This window comes from Streptomyces sp. NPDC018610, assembly GCF_044391765.1.
Classification (GTDB): Bacteria; Actinomycetota; Actinomycetes; order Streptomycetales; family Streptomycetaceae; genus Streptomyces.
The window spans coordinates 130,268-147,229 of the sequence record NZ_JBISAL010000015.1 but is presented as its reverse complement, the minus strand read 5'-3'; the positions used below and the strand labels follow the sequence as shown (position 1 = coordinate 147,229).

Annotated in this window: 17 protein-coding genes; 6 read left to right on the top strand and 11 right to left on the bottom strand. The window is 73.6% G+C overall.

The window, feature by feature from the left end:
* Positions 1–16: 16 nt before the first annotated feature.
* Positions 17–688 carry a TetR/AcrR family transcriptional regulator gene (locus ACH5A8_RS32140; RefSeq protein WP_399007522.1) on the top strand — a complete coding sequence of 224 codons (672 nt, stop codon included), beginning with the start codon at positions 17–19 and terminating at the stop codon, positions 686–688.
* Positions 689–832: 144 nt separating this feature from the next.
* On the opposite strand, the gene ACH5A8_RS32135 is transcribed toward ACH5A8_RS32140, so the two are convergent.
* Positions 833–1,681 carry a LysR family transcriptional regulator gene (locus ACH5A8_RS32135; protein ID WP_399007521.1) on the bottom strand — a complete coding sequence of 283 codons (849 nt, stop codon included), beginning with the start codon at positions 1,679–1,681 and terminating at the stop codon, positions 833–835.
* A 104-nt stretch (positions 1,682–1,785) separates the two neighbouring features.
* Here ACH5A8_RS32135 and ACH5A8_RS32130 point away from each other — a divergent pair, with 104 nt between their 5' ends.
* Positions 1,786–2,529: an SDR family oxidoreductase gene (locus ACH5A8_RS32130; protein WP_399007520.1), complete on the top strand. Its 744-nt coding sequence runs from the start codon at positions 1,786–1,788 to the stop codon at positions 2,527–2,529.
* A gap of 168 nt (positions 2,530–2,697) precedes the next feature.
* Here ACH5A8_RS32130 and ACH5A8_RS32125 read toward each other — a convergent pair whose 3' ends face one another.
* Positions 2,698–3,090, bottom strand: a complete 393-nt coding sequence (locus ACH5A8_RS32125) for a VOC family protein (protein WP_399007519.1) — start codon at positions 3,088–3,090, stop codon at positions 2,698–2,700.
* A gap of 268 nt (positions 3,091–3,358) precedes the next feature.
* Here ACH5A8_RS32125 and ACH5A8_RS32120 point away from each other — a divergent pair, with 268 nt between their 5' ends.
* Positions 3,359–3,856, top strand: coding sequence for a hypothetical protein (locus tag ACH5A8_RS32120; protein WP_399007518.1), 498 nt, complete (start codon positions 3,359–3,361; stop codon positions 3,854–3,856).
* A gap of 40 nt (positions 3,857–3,896) precedes the next feature.
* On the opposite strand, the gene ACH5A8_RS32115 is transcribed toward ACH5A8_RS32120, so the two are convergent.
* From ACH5A8_RS32115 to ACH5A8_RS32105, 3 genes are all read right to left on the bottom strand, one after another.
* Entirely contained in the window at positions 3,897–5,081 is a 1,185-nt protein-coding gene (locus ACH5A8_RS32115; protein ID WP_399007517.1) for an MFS transporter, read from the bottom strand.
* Between the two features lie 51 nt (positions 5,082–5,132).
* On the bottom strand, positions 5,133–5,663 hold the full coding sequence (locus ACH5A8_RS32110; protein ID WP_399007516.1) for a hypothetical protein: 531 nt from the start codon (positions 5,661–5,663) through the stop codon (positions 5,133–5,135).
* Between the two features lie 718 nt (positions 5,664–6,381).
* Positions 6,382–7,422, bottom strand: a complete 1,041-nt coding sequence (locus tag ACH5A8_RS32105; protein WP_399007515.1) for a vWA domain-containing protein — start codon at positions 7,420–7,422, stop codon at positions 6,382–6,384.
* Between the two features lie 465 nt (positions 7,423–7,887).
* On the opposite strand from ACH5A8_RS32105, the gene ACH5A8_RS32100 reads away from it, so the two are divergent.
* A complete protein-coding gene (locus ACH5A8_RS32100; RefSeq protein ID WP_399007514.1) occupies positions 7,888–8,427 on the top strand; it encodes a flavin reductase family protein in 540 nt (179 codons plus the stop codon).
* 283 nt (positions 8,428–8,710) lie between these two features.
* Here the strand turns inward: ACH5A8_RS32100 and infA are convergent, their stop codons facing one another.
* The 3 genes from infA to ACH5A8_RS32085 form a co-directional block, all read right to left on the bottom strand.
* Positions 8,711–8,944, bottom strand: a complete 234-nt coding sequence (gene infA / locus ACH5A8_RS32095; RefSeq protein ID WP_399007513.1) for a translation initiation factor IF-1 — start codon at positions 8,942–8,944, stop codon at positions 8,711–8,713.
* A gap of 53 nt (positions 8,945–8,997) precedes the next feature.
* Positions 8,998–9,795 (bottom strand): GNAT family N-acetyltransferase, encoded by a 798-nt coding sequence (locus ACH5A8_RS32090; RefSeq protein ID WP_399007512.1) that lies wholly within the window; start codon positions 9,793–9,795, stop codon positions 8,998–9,000.
* Positions 9,796–10,022: 227 nt separating this feature from the next.
* Positions 10,023–10,889: an alpha/beta fold hydrolase gene (locus ACH5A8_RS32085; protein WP_399007511.1), complete on the bottom strand. Its 867-nt coding sequence runs from the start codon at positions 10,887–10,889 to the stop codon at positions 10,023–10,025.
* A 98-nt stretch (positions 10,890–10,987) separates the two neighbouring features.
* Here ACH5A8_RS32085 and ACH5A8_RS32080 point away from each other — a divergent pair, with 98 nt between their 5' ends.
* Positions 10,988–11,860, top strand: a complete 873-nt coding sequence (locus ACH5A8_RS32080; RefSeq protein ID WP_399007510.1) for a helix-turn-helix domain-containing protein — start codon at positions 10,988–10,990, stop codon at positions 11,858–11,860.
* A gap of 319 nt (positions 11,861–12,179) precedes the next feature.
* Entirely contained in the window at positions 12,180–13,394 is a 1,215-nt protein-coding gene (locus ACH5A8_RS32075) for a cation:proton antiporter (protein WP_399007509.1), read from the top strand.
* 141 nt (positions 13,395–13,535) lie between these two features.
* Here the strand turns inward: ACH5A8_RS32075 and ACH5A8_RS32070 are convergent, their stop codons facing one another.
* The 3 genes from ACH5A8_RS32070 to ACH5A8_RS32060 all read right to left on the bottom strand — a co-directional run bounded on the left by ACH5A8_RS32070 (position 13,536) and on the right by ACH5A8_RS32060 (position 16,891).
* Positions 13,536–13,730, bottom strand: coding sequence for a hypothetical protein (locus tag ACH5A8_RS32070; RefSeq protein WP_399007508.1), 195 nt, complete (start codon positions 13,728–13,730; stop codon positions 13,536–13,538).
* Positions 13,731–14,648: 918 nt separating this feature from the next.
* Positions 14,649–15,200, bottom strand: a complete 552-nt coding sequence (locus tag ACH5A8_RS32065; RefSeq protein WP_399007507.1) for a GNAT family N-acetyltransferase — start codon at positions 15,198–15,200, stop codon at positions 14,649–14,651.
* Between the two features lie 182 nt (positions 15,201–15,382).
* Positions 15,383–16,891, bottom strand: coding sequence for a hypothetical protein (locus ACH5A8_RS32060; protein ID WP_399007506.1), 1,509 nt, complete (start codon positions 16,889–16,891; stop codon positions 15,383–15,385).
* Positions 16,892–16,962: the final 71 nt, after the last annotated feature.

Sequence of the window (16,962 nt, the reverse complement as noted above, 5' to 3'; positions counted from 1 at the left end):
GCTCTAGGATGGGAGCATGGGAACCAAGGCGCGGGGCACGGAGCGACGGCAGGAACCGCTCTCCAGGGAGCGCATCGTCGGCGCCGCCGTCGACCTCCTCGACACGGTGGGCGAGAGCGGTCTCACGTTCCGTGCGCTGGCCGAGCGCCTCTCGACCGGGCCCGGGGCGATCTACTGGCACCTCAAGGGCAAGGCGGAGCTGCTGGCCGCCGCCACCGACGCGGTCGTCACCGCCGCGATCGCCGTCGAGGACTCGGGCGCGACACCGCCGGAGGCGCTCCGCGCCCTCGCGCTCGGCGTGTTCGACGCGATCGACTTCCACCCATGGGTGGGCGCGTATCTCGCCCGCACCCCCGGCGAGTCGTCGATGCTGCGGGTCTTCGAGCGCATCGGACGCCAGGTCCAGGCGCTCGGTGTGCCCGAGGCCGCCCGGTTCACCGCGGCCTCCGCGCTGATGAACTACATCCTCGGAGTGGCGGGCCAGAACGCCGCCAACACCCGGGCGGTCGCGCCGGGCACGGACCGCGCCGAGTACCTCGACGCCGTGGCCCGCGAGTGGTCGCGGCTCGACCCCGAGGCGTACGCGTTCACCCGGAGCGTCGCCGGCCGACTGCGCGAGCACGACGACCGGGCGGAGTTCGTCGCAGGCATCGACCTCATCCTCGCCGGAATCACCGCCCGCCCGTGACCGGCCGGCCCCGTACGGGACGGATTCCGCGCGCCCGCCCGTGGCCGCCCGGATGCGTCCCGGCCGACGGCCCGGCGCGCCGGACCCGAGGGAGCCGGCCCGCTCCCGGCCGGGTGACGGAACCCGGCCCCGCACGGCCGTCGGTCACAGCGCGGTGGCGGCGCGGACCAGTCCCGCGACCGCCGTCGAGCGGCTGTGCGGGGGCCAGGCGATGACCGTGGTCACCTGGGGGGCGTCGAGGACCGGTACGGCGGTGAGGTCTTCGCGCAAGCCCGTGCGGCTCGACTCCGGGGCGACCACGCAGGCCCGGCCGAGGGCGATGAGCTGGGTGAGCTGGGTGTGGTCGCGCACCTGCGGGCCGGGGCCGTCCGGGAAGGTGCCGTCGGCACACGGCCAGCGGGGCAGGGGCAGGCCGGGAAGGCCGGTGACCTCGGCCAGCCGCAGATGGGGGCGGGCGCCGAGGGGGTGGCCCGCCGGAAGGATCGCGACCTGCCCCTCGGTGTGCAGGTCCTCGGTGTCGAAACCGGCCGTGTCGTCGAACGGCCGGTGCAGCAGGGCCACATCGGCCCGGCCGTCCCGCAGCACCCGCGCCTGTTCGCCCGGCCCGCACAGCAGGACGTCCACGAGGACCGCGCCCGGCTCGGCGGCGTAGGCGTCGAGGAGCTTCGCCAGCAGTTCGCCGGAGGCGCCCGCCTTCGCGGCGAGGACCACGGTGGGGCTGCTGGTCGCGGCGAGGGCGGCCCGGCGGGTGCGCCGCTCGGCCGCCTCCACGGCGTCCAGCACCGCCCGCGCCTCCCGCAGCAGCACCGCCCCCGCCTCGGTCAGAACGGTGCCCCGCTTGCCGCGCTCCAGGAGGGCGGCGCCCAGTCGCCGCTCGAGCCCGGCGATCGCCCGCGACAGCGGGGGCTGGGCGATCCCGAGCCGCCGCGCGGCCCGGCCGAAGTGCAACTCCTCGGCCACCGCGACGAAGTACCGCAGCTCACGCGTCTCCATGGCGCCAGCGTAACCCGCCCGGCCAGGAACGATACCCGAGCGGTATCACAGGCCACCCGATCGGTCTTGGACGCCCCACGGGGCGGGGGAGAAGCATCGGTGCCATGAGCGAGACGAACAACGTGAACCGACAGAAGATCGCCCTGGTGACCGGTGCCAACAAGGGCATCGGATACGAGATCGCCGCCGGGCTCGGCGCACTCGGCTGGTCCGTCGGAGTCGGCGCCCGGGACGAGGAGCGGCGGAAGGCCGCGGTGGAGAAGCTGCGCGCGGCGGGGGCCGACGCGTTCGGCGTGCCGCTGGACGTGACCGACGACGCGAGCGTGACGGCGGCGGCCCGGCTGATCGAGGAGCGGGCGGGGCGGCTCGACGCGCTCGTCAACAACGCCGGCATCACCGGCGGCGGACCGCAGGAGCCCACCACGGTCGACCTGGACCGGGTGCGGGCGGCCGTGGAGACCAACGTGATCGGCGTCATCCGCGTCACCAACGCCCTGCTGCCCCTGCTGCGCCGCTCGCCCTCGCCCCGGATCGTGAACGTCTCCAGCGGCGTCGGCTCCCTCACGCTGCAGACCACGCCCGGCGCGGAGACCGGCCCGATCTCCGTCGCCTACGCGCCGTCGAAGACGTTCCTCAACGCCGTCACCGTGCAGTACGCCAAGGAACTGGCCGGCACCGACATCCTGATCAACGCCGTCTGCCCCGGCTTCACGGCGACCGACCTCAACGAATTCCGCGGGGTGCGCACCCCGCAGCAGGGCGCCGTCTCCGCGATCCGGCTGGCGACCGTACCGGACGACGGACCGACGGGCCGCTTCTTCAACGACGAGGGCGAGCTGCCCTGGTGACGGGCACGAGGTCGCCGAGCGCCCGCCCCGGCGTCCGCCCCGACGCACCCCCGAGGCGGCGGGCGTCAGGGCGGCGCGCCACGGCACCCTCGGCGACCTCGAGCCCCGCACCCGACAGTGCCGGGAGCCGTCGGCTTCACCGCCTCGCGCACGCGGGTGACGGCGGGCTCACCGGCCATCGCCGGCCGAGGCGCCCCGGATGACGCAGAAGGGATGACCGACCGGATCGAGGAGAACCCGCGCCTTGTCCCCGTGTGGCTGGTGCTCGGGCGTGCTCGCGCCGAGAGCCGACAGCCGGGCCTCGGCGTCGTCCAGGTCCTCGTCGACCTCGAAGCAGATGTGCAGTTGCTGCGGAACGACCTGGCCGGGCCAGCTCGGCGCCCGGTAGTCGTCGACCCGCTGAAAGCCGATCAGGAGCCCGTGCTCACCGTTGAGGCCCGCGAACTCGGCGTTCGACTTCGGATGCGGCGCGAGTCCGGTGGCCTGCTGGTAGAACGCCGCCAGAGCCGGCGGATCGGGGCAGTCGAGCGTGATCGCGACCAACTTCATCTGCGGGGACATGGCATCTCCGGTCCGTTCGGGGGTCTTCGGCCGTGAGCAGCCTAAGAGCTGCGAACAGAAGTGGGCCCCGGCGGGCGGCGCCCGCTGATCGGAACCCACTTCTGTCCGCAGCTCTGATGGCGGGCCGGGAACCGTCCCCCGCTCGGCCGGTGCGGCGACGGCCCCGTCCCGCCGCCGACGCGGCCCCCAAAGTCGCCGTACGACGGCCGTCGCGGGCAGGACGTCCCCCGTGGCGGGCGCCGCCGGCGCACCAGGGAGACTGACTCGTATGGCTGACTGCTATCCGTACCGCGTAACGGCCGGCGGAGGGGACCTGACGCTGGTCTGGCGGTCCGGAGAGGGCGACGCACCCGACGAGTTCGCCGTCGACGAACACGGCGGACTCCTCGCCTTCCCCGACCTCAGGACGCTGCGCGACCACTGTGGCTGGGACCTCGTCGAGGAGGGCGGAGCCGCTCTCGATCTCGACGCCGTACGGCGGTGGGTCGAGCGTCCCGGCCTCGGGTCCGTCCCGGCGGGACTCCTGCTGGACGCCTGGAACTTCTTCGAGGATCTCTGCCACAGTCTCGGCCCGAGCGGGCCGTCCCTCCCCGCCCAGGGGCCCGTCCACGACAGCGCCTACGAGAAGATCTTCGGTGGCGCGGCTCTCGGACCGGCGGCCGGCGAGGGAGCCTGGACGGACGACGAGACCACCGCCGTGCGCGAACTGCTCCGCGCCGGGCTGAGCCTGTGGGAGCGGGCCGTCCCCGCGCCCGGCGCCGACTGAACACGCCAGGCGGGGGCGGCCGTCGGGGTCGCGGCGGCAGTCACTGTCGGCCCTCCTCCGCCGCCACCGCCCGATCCGCCTGGCCCCCCGTGCCTTCGCTGCGTGCCGCCGTCCGGTCCCACCAGGCCGGGACAAGGGCCGTCAGCGTCAGGAGCGCGGTCAGGACGAACGCCCAGGGGTAGCCGGTCAGGCCGGCCACCGCGCCGAAGCCGACCGCGCCGATCCCCATGCCCGCGTCGTAGGCGACGTTCCACAGGGCGCTCACCGTCCCGTACCCGGAGGCCGGGACGCGGGAGTACATCAGCGTGATGGTCGCGCTCTGGACGACGCCGAAACCGGCCCCGAACACGGCCGAACCCGCGACGACCGCGACGGGGACGTCCGTGAGGGCGACGGCGAGGATGCCGGCGGCCGAGGCGGCCAGCCCCGGCACGATCAGCCCGGAGGCCCCGGTCCGGTCGGCGCGCCGGCCGGCGAACCAGCGGGACGCGGTCGCGGCGGCGGGTTGCACGAACAGAGCCGCGGCGACCGCGCCGGAACGCGCCGGGGTCACGGCCAGCGGCAGGAAGGTGACGACGACCCCCGCGCCCACCGCCGTCACCGCGAACACGGCCGTGGGGCGGCCGAGCCCGCCGGAACGGGCCCCGGCGAAGATCCCCAGGTGCGGCCCCGGCGCCGCCTCCCGGCCGGGCAGGCCCGGAACGGCGGCGACGGAGACCAGGGCGATCAGCGCCGCCGCCGTGCAGACGGGCGGGTACCCGGCGTGCGACGCCAGCCAGGCTCCGAGCGGCAGACCCACCAGCGACGGCACACCGGCCATGACGCCGATCAGCGCCAGCCCCTCGCCGCGGCGCTCGGGAGGGATCAACGACGCCGTCAGCGCCCCGCCCGCCACCAGGGTGAACGCGAAGCCGAGCCCCCGGACGAGACACACCGTCAGGATGGACGCCATGCTCCGCGACAGGGTCAGGGCCAGTGCCGGAGCGCCCAGCAACAACAGTCCCGCCCCCAGCAGCACGCGATAGCCGCAGCGCGCGGCCAGCCACGGCGCGACCAGCTCACCAGCCACCGTGGCCAGCATCAGCGTCCCGGTGACCAGGCCCGCGTTGCCGCTGCCTCCGCCCGGCGCCCCCTGCGCGTACGCCGGGACGACCGACAGCAGCAGGTAGAAGCTCGCCGACGAGCCGACGACCGTCACGAAACGCAGCAGGAGCGGGCGGGTCACCAGGCGCGGTCGTTCCTCGGCGCCTGCCGACTGCACGGATCAGAAAACCCGTCAGTGGTAGACGTCGATCACAACGCGGCTCGGCGAGGTCAGCGTGGAGATCTTGACACTGCTGAAGGTGCCGAGAGCCAGGCCGAAAGTGATCTCGTTCTCGAAATTGCCCATAAAGGCGCAGCCCTTCACCGAGGGAAGGCCGACGGCGTTGTCCAGGGTGGGCGAGACGTAGGTCCCCGCGCCCTTGGTGTCCACGATACTGACGCCCGGAATGGTGACGCTCATGTAGGAGGATCCGGTGATGTGCACTTCATTGCCGGAGGCCGGATAGGTCAGCGGCGAGGAATCGGGTCCGTTCTGCACGATGGTGTTCAACGGCGGAACCGGGCCGCTGAAGTCGAGGACGACCCGGTCGTAGTCGGTGTGCGCACCGGTGCGGTAGTCCAGCAGACAGGTCGGGTCGCAGACGGGGGTGGTCGTGGCGGCCTGGGCCGCCGGGGCCAGACCGGCGGACACGGAGGTCAGCGCGGCCGTCGCGGCCAGCAGAAGGGCGGCGGACCGTCCACCGACGCGGGCTGTCAGTTTCAACGAAGTCTCCTGTGGGCTCGGCGCCGAGGGCGGCGACCGTGAGTCGCCCGCACCATACGCATCGGCAGTTACGGAATATCCTGATCCGGAAAATCCACCGCTCCCACCGCATTGCTCGAGAGCGGAGTCTGATGATCGACACTAACGAGGAGGAGATCCGCGCGGCAATGCAATTTCGGCCAGCCCCGGGCCGTGAAACGCCGCGACAAAACCACCCATGGGCATCTTCATGCCGCCGAACGCGTCGGGAACGTCGCGTCAGGTCGCCGGGTGGGCGAGAGCGGCCGGCCCGAGAGCCTCGCCTCGCCCGGACTCGCGCCGTCCCCGAGACCGACACCGACACCGACACGATGTGCCCGGTGCCCGGTGCCCGGTGCCCGGTGCCCGGTGCCCGGTGCCCGGTGCCCGGTGCCCGGTGCCCGGTGGCGAGTGGCGAGGACGGCCGGCGCGGCGCCGGGCCGGCATCGGAGCGAGCGCCCTGGCCGCGGCCTCACCCGCCTCGGTCAACGGAACGTCGGTGCGGCCCGCGTGCTGACCCGAGAGGCTTCACGCGGTCTGGCCGTGGCGGATCGATATCGGCTCCCCCATGGGGGCACGCCGGCCGGCCGAGCGACGGCAGCGGACCGGATTCCGAACCCGCTTCCGCGTCTTCCGCTCCCGCTGCGGAACCGGCCACAGGAGCACGGGACCGGCGCCTGCCGCGCGGCCCTTCGGGGCGTCAGACCATCAACAGCAGACGCGTGTTCGACACGAGCTTCCGATTCACGCTGGTGCTCTGCACGAAGATCGTGAAGTCGTCGTTGTGGTCCGGCTTGACGCGGACCTCCACGTCCGGCAGGCCGAGCAGGGCCCGTGCCTCGGGCCCGGTGTACACCCGGTCCGTCTTCTTCTCCAGCACCGCGATCTGCTTCCGCGCCTGGATCTTCTCGGTCTTGCTCAGCTGGTAGAACGCACCGCCGGTGCGGTAGGTGTGACCGCTCTCGACGACCCAGTCCCGGATCGCCGCGTCACGGCTGACCGGGAGCAGCTTGTACTGCGACGGCTTCACCGGCGTGAGGCCGGCCGCCTTGATGGTGTCCTTGTTGACCGTCTCCGCACCCATGGAGAACACCGCCCGCGACCCCCGGATGCCCCGGGTGCGGCCCACCATGAACTTCTCGGTGGCCTGCTGGATGACCTGCCCGGCCTCCTCCAGCCCCTGGGTGCTGGTGGCGTCCCAGATGGCTATGTTGTCCTTCGGGAAACCGCACTGCATGGCCTCGCGCTTGCCCATCTGGTCCGGCACGAGGACGGCCAGCGTCCAGTTGCCCTCCTGGGTCTCGATCATGTCGGCCACGGCCTCGACCAGGGCGCGCGGGTCCCTGGCGGGGGCGTCCGGGCAGCGGTGGCTCGCGTTCTCCTGCCCGTCGGTGAGCACGAACGTCAGGAAGCTGTGGTCGCCGTACAGTTGAGCCGTCTGCGCCAGCTCGCGCTGTGACTTCAGCGTGGCGGCCAGCAGAGCCGTCATGCCGCCGACCCGGTACATCTGCTTCAGCGACGGCATCCGCAGCACGTCCTTGTCGTAGATGACGCACTTCACCTCGTCCGCGAAGACGTACACCGTGACGCGGGTCTCCTGGTCAAGCTCCCTCGACCGGCGGGCGAGATAGGCGATCTGCTCGTCGGCGACCTGGACGACCTTGCCGCTCAGGTGGGACATGGACGTACTGGCGTCCAGCACGAGAGCGACGTGATTGATGTAGTTCTGGTTCCCGGACATGGGACCGCCCCCTCTTTCCGTTCGACGTCCGTACTGTCTCACCCACCACTGACAATCGACCTCGGCTCCGGCGCCGGCCGAAGAGGATGCCCCGGCGGGGAGTCGCAGGGTGCCGTCGGCGAGGAGAGAGACCCGCTGCCGCCGCCGTGCGATCGTCCGACCGGCCGTTCCGGCCGGCCGTGATGCGCGAGTATCAGGTGTCACCCGCAGACATCAGCCCCTTCCCGAGGGAGAGAGTGCGGTCACACGCCGCCCGCGTCGTCGTCATCGGCGACGGCATCTCAGGAATGCCGGCCGCGGCCGCCGTCAGGCCCCTTCACGAGGGGTCGCGCGGGCCCGCGGGGCAGGTCACCGGCCACCCGGCCACCGGCCGGAGTCCGGCGGCCGAGGCAGCTTCCGTACGGCCGACGGCCCTGGTCGGCGACGGCGGTACGTGCACCGGATCGAACGCGCGGAGCGTACGGCGTGAGTGCGGCGGTCACCGATCAGCTCACCGACCAGGTCACCGACCAGGTCCGCGGCGACGGCGCGGCCCGCGTGGTGACACCCGACGCCTCCCGGGCGGTGATGCGCCACCACGCCAAGGGCGTCGCCGTCATCACCGCTCACCCGGACCCGCCCGTCGGCTTCTGCGCCACCTCCGTCACCTCTCTCTCGACGGACCCGCCCCTCGTCTCCTTCGCGGCCGGGCTGCACTCGTCCTCCTGGTCTGCCATGCGGAACTCGCCATATTTTCTCGTGCAGTTGCTCGCCGACGGACAGGAGGAACTGGCACGGGGATTCGCCCGCTCGGGCGGGGACAAGTGCGCGCCGCCGCTGGCCTGGAGCCGCGGCCCGTTCGGTCTGCCGCTGCTCGACGGCGTACTGGCCTGGCTGGTCCTCGCGCCCCTCACCACCCAGCCCGTCGCGGACCATGCGCTGGTCATCGGCCGGGTGGTCGACGCCGGTCAGACCGGCGGGGCACCGCTGGTCCACCACGACGGCCGGTACCGCCGGCTCCCGTGAGCCGGCCCGCACCGCGTCCGGCCCGCCCGGCCACGCGACCCGCGGGAGGCAGGAGCAACCTCGCCCCCCGCGGGGCCCGGGCGGGCCGGCCCGCTCCGAACGGGGCCGTGGCGGGCCGCCCGCCGCGGCCCGCCGCGGCGAACCGCGCGCGGCCGAAAAGTCACACCGGACGCCGATCCGTCGCTACTCTGGCTCCAGGGTGCGGCGCTCCCCCCGTGGCGCCGCACCCGCACGCCCCCGCGCGCTCCTCCGCCTCACCCGGCCGGGGCGCGCGAGAGCGCGATCATGCGCGGTACCGGTAGAGGATCCGGCCCCGGGTGAGGTCGTAGGGACTCAGCTCCACGAGCACCCGGTCGTAGGGGAGGATCCTGATGTAGTTCTTCCGGATCTTCCCGCTGATGTGCGCGAGCACCTTGTGCCCGTTGCGCAGTTCCACCGTGAAGGTGGCGTTGCGCAGGCATTCGACGACGGTCCCCTCCATTTCGAGGCCGCCCGATGTCTTCGGCAATTCACTCATTCCCATGGTCGACGACGGTGAGAGACGTGGGGCGCGCCGAGACGGGGTGGCGCTCAAAGGCGTGTCAGTTCCAGGTTCGCGCCCGTGCGCCGTGCGCCGACGCCCTCGAAGAGCGCCGTGGCCGCGGTGTTCGTCTCGTCCACCTCGGCCCACGCCGATCCGGCCCCGGAGCGGTGCAGCGCACCCAGCGAGTGGGCCAGCAGCGCCCGCGCGACGCCCCGGCGCCGCTCCTCGGCCAGGACCGCGATCAGCCCGATCCGCGGCCTGCGGGGGACCAGCGCCATCCGGACCAGCCCCACGTACCGGCCGGACCGTTCCGCGACCGCGTACTTCGACGGGTCCACGACCGTCACGCCCGCGGGGCGGGGCAGCACCTCGGCCGGCATCGTCCGCCAGCCGACCGTCGCCTCGACCTCGTCGCGGACCGCCCGGTCCAGCACGCGCAGCAGATCGTCCCGGGCCTCGCCCGCGGGCACGATGGTCACGGCCGACGGCGGCCGCACCGCGTGGAGCCCGGTGACCGACGGGTCGGTGGGCACGGCGTACTCCCGCTCACGGCGTCCGGTCGTGAAACCGGCCCGCTCCCAGGCGGCCGCCACCGCGCGGTCGCTCTCGCCGACCACCACGTGCAGCGGCGTCGGCAGGTCCGCCACCATCGCGGCGGCGAGCCGGTCGAAGACCGGGCCCCGCCACGCGTCGACGCTGACGAACATCCGGCCGTCGGGCCTGCGCACAGCGTCGCCGCGCCCGACCTCCCGGTCGTCCTCGACGGCGAGCCACCGCGTCTCGGCGACCCGTGTGATCGTCACCGGGCGCTCCTCGGCGCCCGGAGAGGAATGCGATGTGTTCATGGAGATGTCCTTGAAGGAGTGCCTTGTCGGTCGAGGCACTCCCGAGGACACCTACGTCACTCGCGCACCGTGCGGGAAAGAGGGAGCACCCACTGGAGAACTGCGTTCACGGGTCTCACCTCCTGGCGGTCTGTCACGGCGTTCCGCACGCTACCAAGCGGTCCGCGCCCCGGCCAACCGGTTTTTCCCCCACGTCTCCCGCAGTCGGTCCGCGCCGGGTGCGATCGTCAACGGGCCTGGGGCGGCCGGGCGTCGTGGATCTGGGCGAACGACAGGACGAGCGCGGCGGTGCGCGGCGGATCCTCCAGGATGGGCGTGTGTCCGGCACCGGGCAGCATCTCGACCTCCGCTCCCGGGACGACGCGGTAGTCGGCCGCGGACGAGGGACGCCATCTGCGGTCCTCCGCACCGAAGATCACGCGCAGGGGCTTGCGGACGTCCACCAGCCGGTCCGGCAGCGCACGCAGACCCAGGTACTCCGTGGACGCCCGCATCGCCTCGGTGACCGCGCGGTGGCTCATGCCGCGCAGGTCGTCGACGAGCGCCTGGGGGACCGGGAAGCCCTCGTGGAAGGCGGTGCTCGCGAACCGGCGGATCTGCTCGTCGGCCGGCGGCCAGCGCGCGGGGTCGAACGCGGCGGCGGACGGCGGCGCGAGGAAGGCGTCGAGGCTGGGACCCGTGTTGACCAGCGTGAGCGCCGTCACGAGGTCGGGCCGTTCCTCGGCGAGGGCGGTGGCCGCGTAGCCGCCGCTGGAGTGGCCGACGGCGACGGCGTGTTCGACGCCGAGGCGGTCCAGTGCCGTGCCGAGCCTGCGCCCCAGCTCGGGGAGCGCGTAGTCGCCGTCGGCGGGTTCGGCCGAGCGGCCGTGCCCGGGCAGGTCGACCCGGATGACGCGATGGCGGGAGGCCAGCAGCGGGACCAGCGCGTCCCACGAACGGCTCGTGGCGGCGGAGCCGTGGACGAGCAGGAGCGCCGGGGCGTCGCGCGGGCCGTCCTGGGGGACGTGGAGGTCGCCGTGCTCCAGGTGGAGGACCGAGTCCTCGGTGGCGCCGGCGCCGTCGTCCCCATGAGTGTGCCTGTCGGGAGAAGTCATGGGCCCACCGTCGCCGCCGGTCCGCACCGGTGGCTTGGACGAATGTTCCCTTCACCGCCGTCCCACGGTCCGCGTAGCATGCGTGGAGGGGGTTCACCATGAGTGAACGTGACGGTTCCGCCGTGTGGGACGTCGCACGTCCGCGGCGGCCCAGCACGGTGGCGGGCGTCGACATGGCGGGGTTCCGGGTCCCTGGTTCGCTCGTCGGCGGGCTGCGGGTGGTTCCGCACCCCGCCGTGACGCTGGTCCTGGACTTCGGGGCGAACCGGGCCACCGTGGAGGACGCCGCCGGGCGGCGGCATCGGGGAAGCCTGGTCGCCGGGCCCGGGTTCGGTTCCGGCGGCGGGGTCCGGGCGTGGGGCGAACACGTCGCGTGCGTCCAGGTGCGGCTGTCCCCGCTGGTCGCCGGCCCGGTCCTGGGCGCGAGCCCCGCCGATCTGGCCGGCTGCCCGGTGTCGCTCGACGACCTGTGGGGCGGCCGGGCGGCCCGGATCCGCGAGCGGCTGGGCGAACTCCCCACCTGGGAGCAGCGCTTCGCGTTCACGGACGCGTTGCTCGCCCGGCGGTGCGCGGCGCGGGCGCCGGCGGATCCGGCGGTGGCCTGGGCCTGGGACCGGATCGTCGCCGGCCGGGGCCTCGTCCGCGTCGACCGCCTCGCGGCCGAGCTCGGCTGGAGCCGCAAACGTCTGTGGTCCCGGTTCCACGCGCACATCGGCATCCCGCCGAAGAGCGCCGCCAAGCTGGTGCGCTTCGACCACGCCGTGCACCGGCTGGTCGCGGGTGTGGGCGCGGCACGGGTCGCGGCGGACGGCGGCTACTGCGACCAGTCCCATCTGCACCGGGACGTCATGGAGTTCACCGGAACCACCCCGGTCGCCGTGCAGGGCGAGCCGTTCCTGACGGTGGACGACCGCGCGTGGCCCGTCCAACTGCCGCCGACAGCAGATGTGTTGACGACCGACCGGCCATGACGCCACGGTCGCCGCGCAGCGGTGTCCTCGCCGTCACCGGCGCCGGGCCGCCGCGGGAGGTCCGGAGGCGCAACCCTCCTCGCCGGGGCGGCCCACGGGTGATCCCGCCCCGGACACCGTGCGCCCTGCCGCCCTGCCGCCCTGCCGCCCTGCCGCCCTGCCGCCCGGCTGACCTCCGGGTCCGCCGGCCCGTGAGGCCGTCGAGGTCACCGGTGACCCCGGCGCCGCCACCCGACGGCTGGGCCGGCTGGGCGACCCCGGACCCGACTCCGCGACCGTCACCCCGTGACCACCCGGCCCGGTCCTTGTTGAGCAGTTCATGTCCTCCCCCGGAACCCTCGTCCTCATCATGGCGGCGGCCGTCCTCGCACCGGTTCTCGCGGAGGCGGCCGCGCGCCGGATCCGCGTTCCGCTGGTCATCTTCGAGATCGGCCTCGGCATCGCCATCGGGCCCGTGGCCCTCGGCTGGGCTCACTCCGACCGGGTCATCGACACACTGTCCGACCTCGGACTCGCCATGCTGATCTTCATGGCCGGCTACGAGATCGACTTCGGGTCGGTCCGCGGTGCCACCCTGCGCCGCTCGGCGTCGGCCTGGCTGATCTCGCTCGTCGTCGGCATCGGGCTGGGCTTCCTGGTCGGCGGCGGCGAGACCTACCGGGCGTTCGTCATCGGCACCGCGCTGACCAGCACGGCACTGGGCACGGTGCTGCCGATCCTGCGGGACGGCGGTGAGCTGCACAGCCGCTTCGGCACGGTGATGGCCGCCTTCGGCGCGGTCGGAGAGTTCGGGCCGGTCGTGGCGACGGCGCTCCTGCTCAGCGGACGCGGACCGGGCCTGTCGACGATCCTGCTCGTCGTCTTCGCGGCGATCACCGCGGGCGCCGTGCTGTGGGCGCTGCGGCCGCGCCGCCCCTGGTTCTCCCGGCTCATCGACAAGACCCTGCACAGCAGCGGACAGTTCGCGGTCCGCTTCGTCGTGCTGCTCCTGGCGGCCATGCTGGCCCTCGCGCAGGCGTTCGGCCTGGACATCCTGCTCGGCGCGTTCGCCGCCGGCGTCCTGACCCGGCTGGTGCTGCGCGGGGCGTCGCCCGCGCACGGCGACGAGGTCTTCGGCAAGGTCGAGGCGCTGGGCTTCGGCTTCCTCGTACCGCTGTTCTACGTGGTCACCGGCATCGAGTTCGACCTGCGCGCGCTGCTGCACGACTGGCGAGCACTCATCCTGGTACCGGTGTTCCTGCTGCTGTTCCTGCTGGTCAGGGGCGGTCCGGTGTACCTGCTCGCGCCGCGCGGACTCGGGCCCGGCGACCGCACGGCGCTCACCCTCTTCGCGTCGACCTGTCTGCCGCTCGTCGTGGCGATCACGACCATCGGCGTGGACCAGAAGGTCCTCGGCCGCGATCAGGCCGCCGCACTGGTCGGCGCCGCGATGATCTCCGTCCTCGTCCTGCCGCTCACGGCGACGCGACTGCGGGCGGGCGGCGGGCACGGGAAGCGGGCGGCACTGTCCTCGGCGGAGTCGGAGGCCTGGTGAGCGGCGGAGCGAGCGCCGGAGGACGGCCGGCCCCTGTCCGGCCCGTGGCGGGTGGGAGGAGACCGTACGCCGGTCCCGGGAAGACCTCGCGCGGATGCGCCGACCAACGCGGTCTTCGCCGGGCCGCCGGCCGGTGAGCGGTCAGCGGGTGGAGTTGCGCAGCCGCTCGATCGCCCGTCGGAGTTCGTCGAATACGCGCTCCTCCTCCCGGGGGGAGACCCGGCCGGCCGGCAGCAGGCTGTCGCGCGCCCTTCGGGCACGGGCATAGGCGTCGAAGCAGGCGAGGACCTGCTGAATCGATTCCTGAGGACTGGGCGAGGGCTTCTGCGGAGGCACGGTTGGACTCTCGTCTGGTCGGGAACTGCTGGTCGGGAGGGGGAGGGGAGCGGCGAGGCGCGAGGGCGCACCGCACACCCGGTGAGGCGGGCGCGGCGGTCGGCGGCACGACAGGCGGGGGCGGTCGCAGCACGGCACCGGGGTCCGGCCGGGGGCGAGCCGGGGGAGCACCCCGCTCAGGTCGCCTCCCGCGCGTCCGGGCCGCGAGCGAGCGTTCGCGAGAGCCTGTTCCTGGGGACGCCGGCCCCGCGGTGAACCGGCTCGCCACCCGCCCGTACGACGGCACGGGCACACGGACGAGGACGGGACGAGAAAGACACGGCAAGCCTTCCGGGCACGACGACAACACCGCCGACCAGACTTCCCGGCACACCACCCGCCCCGACGAGCGCCGGGCGGGCCGACGCCCATGCTAGTGCCGCAACAGGCGACGTTCGCCCCGTCGCGACGCCCGGCACGCCTCCCCCAAGCTCTTCGAGCAGGGGGGACCCCCACTCGCCGCACCGGCCGAAAGCCCGAGTACGTCCAGTACCAGGGCTTCCGGCCGGCACGGCGAGAGCACGCACCGGACGCCGCTCCTCGACCGGCAAACGTCACCTGCCGCGCCACTAGGGCCTGTCGGGCGGAGCGTGCCGCAGCCGGGGGCCCCGGCCCGCCTTCTCCACCGCCCCAGGCTCCACGTCGGCGACTGCCCGAAGCTCCGTGTCGGCGACTGCCCGAAGCTCCACGTCCGCGACCGCGTGAAGCTCCGCGTCGGCGGCCGGCAACGCCGGGCCGCACCAAGGGCCGCAGCCGGGCCGCACCAAGGGCCGCAGCACGGCGGCGGCCGAGATCGCCGCCCAGTAGCCGTGCGCGAGTCCCGGCGAACCACCTCCCGTCCGCCCCGCCCGACCGTCCGCCTCGCTCGACCGGGCATCTTCAGCGCGGGGACGACACCAGCACGTCATAAGCGGGGGAGCCGTCCCCGTACCGGGCCCGGCCGACCTTTCGGTAGCCCCAGGCGGCGTACGCCGCCCGTGCGGGCGCCGCCTCCGGCTCCGGCCGCACGGTGAGCGTGACGCGCTCGGCCTCCAGACCCGAGATCAGACGCCGGTGCAGCTCCGCGGCGATGCCCCGCCGTCGCCATGCCTTGCGGACCGCGAGTTCGGCCACATTGAAGGTCCTCCTGCCGCTCTCCTGCACGAAAGCCCCCGGGAGCGGCTCCTGAACGGCACGCCACCAGCCCGTGTCCGCGGGCAGCCAGTAGCCGGCCGAAAACCCGACCAGCTCATCGTCGTCCCGTGCCACGACGAGCCGGAAGCCGCTGCGCGTGGCCTGCCGCCGGGCCCGCAGGAGGAAGCCGGCCGCATCCCGCGGGCCTTCGCGGTACGGCGGCTCCGCATAGACCTCCCGGTAGACGGGAACGACCGCCTCCAATCGCTTCACGGCCTCTTCGGAACGCTCCAGCCGCTCGAACACCACACCCGTCATCCCGCCTCCCACACGCTGAACACGCACTTGCCCGGCAACTCCCGGATTCCCTAAGCAAGTTCGCCTAGAAGAACCTGCGGGCCTCCCTCGGTCCTCTCCCCGAGCCGGAGCGAGCTCGGATCGGTCGCTGCCGGTCCATGATCCGGAACGGTGACGACAGCGGCGGGCGGCTGCCCGGCGGTTCAGGCGGAGTCGGCGGAGGTGTCCTGGTGGAGGACCGCTTCCCGTACGGCTCGGGCGAGGTCCGCCGCGGCCTGGGGGCCCCGGTCCGACGCGGGCGACAGAACGGTGCCGACGCTGCCCTTGTCGCCCCAGGTGCACACGTCGACCCACTGGCCGTCCACCGCCCGGTACGACAGGCACCGCAGGGTGCCGCCGAGCCGGCCGGGATCGGCGGACCAGGTCTTCTCCGTGGTCACACCCGTGGCGCTCAGACCCGTGCGGAAGCTGTCCTGGACGGACCCGAGCGTGTCGGGGGTTATCTCGTGGAAGTCGCCGACCCAGCCGAACACCGTGAACACGGGGCGCCCGGGCTGCTGTTCGGTCTCCCTGCCGTACACGAAGCTGAAGGACGTGGTGCCGGTGCCCGCCAAGTCCTCGCCCATGGTGTCGTCCACGAACTGCTGGACCGTCGTGTCCCGCAGCCGTTCGTAGCCCTGGATGCTGTCCGGCGCCGCGACGGTGTACCGCGGGTAGGCGGTGTACTGCTGGTAGCGCCAGATTCCCGAAGCCGTCAGCGCCGCGAGGACCGCGGCGAGCGCGAGAGCCGCGACCGCCGCTTCGCGGCGGGAGAACGCCGGGACCGGCGGCAGCACGGGAAGGTCCGGGACACCGGCGGTCTCGGCGGCGACGGCGAGAGCCGGGCGGCTGCCGGCACGGTCGCGTGCCCGGCGCAGCAGCGTCCGCAGCAGGGCCGCCGGGACGGAGGTGACGACGACCGACAGGAACACCCAGCTGTTCCACCGGAACGCGGGGACGGCCAGCACCAGCGCGACGCACAGGGCCGCACGGATCACCAGCACGAGCAGGGGATGGCGCACCATCCAGCGCAGGGGCGCGCGGCCGGGGCCGGTGAGCGCGGTGAGCGTCTCGGCGAGCGTGGCCAGGCGGTCGTCGTCGGGCCGCCCCTGAGCGTGGGCGCGGGCTCGCGCGGCGGCCGAGACCGGATCGCCCACGGCCGCGAGCACCAGGCGCGCGTCGTACGTCTGGGCCCGCACCGGCGACGCCGGCTTGGCCCCGGCCGTCATCGTCGTGCCCGCCGCGATCCGCTCGACGCGCACCGTCTGCCGGGAACCGGGCGCCAGCTCCCGCAGCCGTTCGGTGAGTTCGGGGCCGCGCCGGTGTCTGGCCGGCCGGTCCATGTAGTCGCTGCCCAGGCACAGTTCGGCGTAGGCCGCGAGCAGGTCGAGGTCGTCGGGGAACGCCTCCAGACCGTCCCGGTAGGCGGCTTCGGCCCGGTCGTCGTGATCGTCGTCGTCCTCGGCCGCGTGGGCCTGTCCCAGTACCAGGAAGAGGCCGGCGTCGGGGCCGTCCGCCTTCAGCGCGTCCGTGGCGGTGCGGCGCGCCTCGGCGTACCGGCCCGCCGCCAACTCGGCACACGCCGAGGCGTACGCGGATCGGACTTCTTGCTCCTCGGCCTGCACGTTCCCCCCGATGCACACGCCGAACACCCAGTTTCGTTCGGCACGCAACTATCACTTTCGCCTGGGATTTCGTCAACCGCGTTCGCCCACTTCAGCGCGGGGGTGGAGGGGCCCGCCAC

Coding starts and splice junctions, on each gene's coding strand:
- ACH5A8_RS32120 (WP_399007518.1), top strand. CDS start 3,359: ATGGCTGACTGCTATCCGTACCGCGTAACGGCCGGCGGAGGGGACCTG.
- ACH5A8_RS32130 (WP_399007520.1), top strand. CDS start 1,786: ATGAGCGAGACGAACAACGTGAACCGACAGAAGATCGCCCTGGTGACC.
- ACH5A8_RS32090 (WP_399007512.1), bottom strand. CDS start 9,795: ATGAACACATCGCATTCCTCTCCGGGCGCCGAGGAGCGCCCGGTGACG.
- ACH5A8_RS32105 (WP_399007515.1), bottom strand. CDS start 7,422: ATGTCCGGGAACCAGAACTACATCAATCACGTCGCTCTCGTGCTGGAC.
- ACH5A8_RS32135 (WP_399007521.1), bottom strand. CDS start 1,681: ATGGAGACGCGTGAGCTGCGGTACTTCGTCGCGGTGGCCGAGGAGTTG.
- ACH5A8_RS32065 (WP_399007507.1), bottom strand. CDS start 15,200: ATGACGGGTGTGGTGTTCGAGCGGCTGGAGCGTTCCGAAGAGGCCGTG.
- ACH5A8_RS32140 (WP_399007522.1), top strand. CDS start 17: ATGGGAACCAAGGCGCGGGGCACGGAGCGACGGCAGGAACCGCTCTCC.
- ACH5A8_RS32075 (WP_399007509.1), top strand. CDS start 12,180: ATGTCCTCCCCCGGAACCCTCGTCCTCATCATGGCGGCGGCCGTCCTC.
- ACH5A8_RS32085 (WP_399007511.1), bottom strand. CDS start 10,889: ATGACTTCTCCCGACAGGCACACTCATGGGGACGACGGCGCCGGCGCC.
- ACH5A8_RS32080 (WP_399007510.1), top strand. CDS start 10,988: ATGAGTGAACGTGACGGTTCCGCCGTGTGGGACGTCGCACGTCCGCGG.
- infA (WP_399007513.1), bottom strand. CDS start 8,944: ATGAGTGAATTGCCGAAGACATCGGGCGGCCTCGAAATGGAGGGGACC.
- ACH5A8_RS32125 (WP_399007519.1), bottom strand. CDS start 3,090: ATGTCCCCGCAGATGAAGTTGGTCGCGATCACGCTCGACTGCCCCGAT.